General features: G+C 54.5%; 2 protein-coding genes. Both read left to right on the plus strand.

The features are described 5' to 3' along the window. Nucleotides 1–179 precede the first annotated feature (179 nt). Entirely contained in the window at nt 180–452 is a 273-nt protein-coding gene (locus tag A1355_RS09470) for a DUF4242 domain-containing protein (RefSeq protein ID WP_064027354.1), read from the plus strand. 186 nt (nt 453–638) lie between these two features. Further along, nucleotides 639–1,952 carry a selenium-binding protein SBP56-related protein gene (locus tag A1355_RS09475; RefSeq protein ID WP_064027356.1) on the plus strand — a complete coding sequence of 438 codons (1,314 nt, stop codon included), beginning with the start codon at nt 639–641 and terminating at the stop codon, nt 1,950–1,952. Nucleotides 1,953–2,132: the final 180 nt, after the last annotated feature.

Below are 2,132 nucleotides of genomic sequence, written 5' to 3' on the forward strand. Positions count from 1 at the left end.
CGTAGGCTGGGTTGAATGAAAGGAAATCCAGCATTGGCAGACGCCTAGCCGGGTTTCAACGTGGCCTTCAGCTCGCTGTCGCTCTACCCAGCCTACGAATCGAAATAACCGCTGCCCCACCCGGCAGCATTTTTTAACGCCGGCAAATTAGACGACCGGTCATTTATTAGGAGATTATCATGCCCAAATACATCATCGAACGCGACATTCCCGGCGCCGGCCAGTTCACGCAAGCCGAGTTGCAAGGCATTTCCCAAAAATCCTGCGGCGTGTTGCGCGATATGGGGCCGCGCATCCAGTGGCTGCACAGCTATGTGACCGGCGACAAGGTGTACTGCATTTATATCGCCGACAACGAACAAGCGATACGCGAACACGCCGAGCAAGGCGGTTTTCCGGCCAATCGGATAGAAGAAATCAAGACCGTGATCGATCCGACCACGGGGGACTGAGCTTGGGTAGGGTGAGCGCCGCGTACCTCGTCGGAGGTCGCGATTGCCGGACAAAAGCTACGCAGTGCTCACCCTACAACGCTGAACCGCTGGAGCGGTTCATCAGCGTTTGCGCGTGCCAGGGTGGAGCGTTCGAGCGCGGAAGATAGGACACCATTAAAACGATAATTTACGGGGATAACACTCATGACTTTTAAACTCAGCACCTTTACCGCCGCGCTATTGCTCGGCACCGCCAGCCTGTCGGCCAGCGCGGACGAAACCTGCGCCTCGCCGTATATGGCGAAAATCACAGGCCAGGAAGATTTTGTGTACATCTGGACCTTGGGCGCGGAAGGCGTCGGCGACGAGCAGGACAAACTGGTCACCGTCGACGTCAATCCCAAATCCAAACAATACGGTAAGGTGATTGGCAGCCTGTCGGTGGGTGGCCGTAACGAAGCCCACCATTCCGACTTTACCGACGACCGTAAATTTCTGTGGGCCGGCGGTTTGGATACCAACAAGATATTCATCTTCGACGTCTCTACCGACCCTGCCAAGCCAAAGCTGAGCAAAACCATCACCGATTTCGTGGCCAAGAGCGGCGGCGTGGTCGGTCCGCACAGCTTGTATGCCTTGCCGGGCCGGATGATCATCACCGGCCTGTCCAATAACAAAGATCATGGCGGCCGTACCGCGCTGGTCGAATACACAAATACTGGCGACTACATCGCTACCTACTGGCTGCCGACCGACAGCAATTTGGAAGGTGCGATCAAATCCGGCAAATACGCCGACGGTTATAACTACGACGTACGGGTATTGCCACGTCGTAACCTGATGCTGACTTCGTCGTTCACCGGCTGGTCGAATTACATGATGGATTTCGGCAAAATGCTGGCCGACCCGGAAGCGATGAAGCGCTTCGGCAATACTGTGGTGCAGTGGGATTTACACAGCCGCCAGCCGAAAAAAGTCTTCGACGTACCCGGCGCGCCGTTGGAAATCCGTTGCGCCTGGGCCGAAGCGCATAACTACTGCTTCACCAGCACCGCGTTGACTTCGAAAATCTGGCTGATACATCAAGACGACAAAGGCGAATGGCAAGCCAAGGACGTCGCGGACATCGGCGAGCCGGCCAAAATCCCACTACCGGTGGACATCTCCATCTCCAGTGACGATAAAACCCTGTGGGTCAACACCTTCATGGACGGCATGACTCGCCGCTTCGACATCAGCGACCCTTTCCACCCCAAACAAGTGTTCGAACAAAAAATCGGCGCGCAAGTGAATATGGTGTCGTCAAGTTGGGACGGTAAACGTTTGTATTACACCTCGTCACTGCTGGCCAATTGGGATAAGAAAGGCGCGGATAACGAGCAATTCTTCAAAGCCTACAGCTGGGATGGCAGCAAATTGACCGAGCAGTTCTCGATTGATTTCAATAAAGAAAAGCTGGGTAGGGCGCATCAAATGCGGTTTGGGGCGTATGCTTTGTATGGTGGTTCGCCTAAATAAATTGTAGGGGCAAATTTATTTGCCCTGATGGCTTTCGCGGTTGTCTTATTTGTGTCGCTGTCGCGACGGGGTGTTTGGATGTCGGGTTTCGGCCCGACAGCCTAGTAACTTTTCTTTGTTTGGCCAAAGAAAAGTCATCAAAAGAAACGCCATCCAGATGCCGCTTCGACCCTGCGCGCC

Source organism: Methylomonas koyamae (genome assembly GCF_001644025.1).
Lineage (GTDB): Bacteria > Pseudomonadota > Gammaproteobacteria > Methylococcales > Methylomonadaceae > Methylomonas > Methylomonas koyamae_A.

What these genes read in the sequence shown, in the direction of transcription:
- A1355_RS09470 (WP_064027354.1), top strand. Translation starts at nt 180, where the DNA reads ATGCCCAAATACATCATCGAACGCGACATTCCCGGCGCCGGCCAGTTC.
- A1355_RS09475 (WP_064027356.1), top strand. Translation starts at nt 639, where the DNA reads ATGACTTTTAAACTCAGCACCTTTACCGCCGCGCTATTGCTCGGCACC.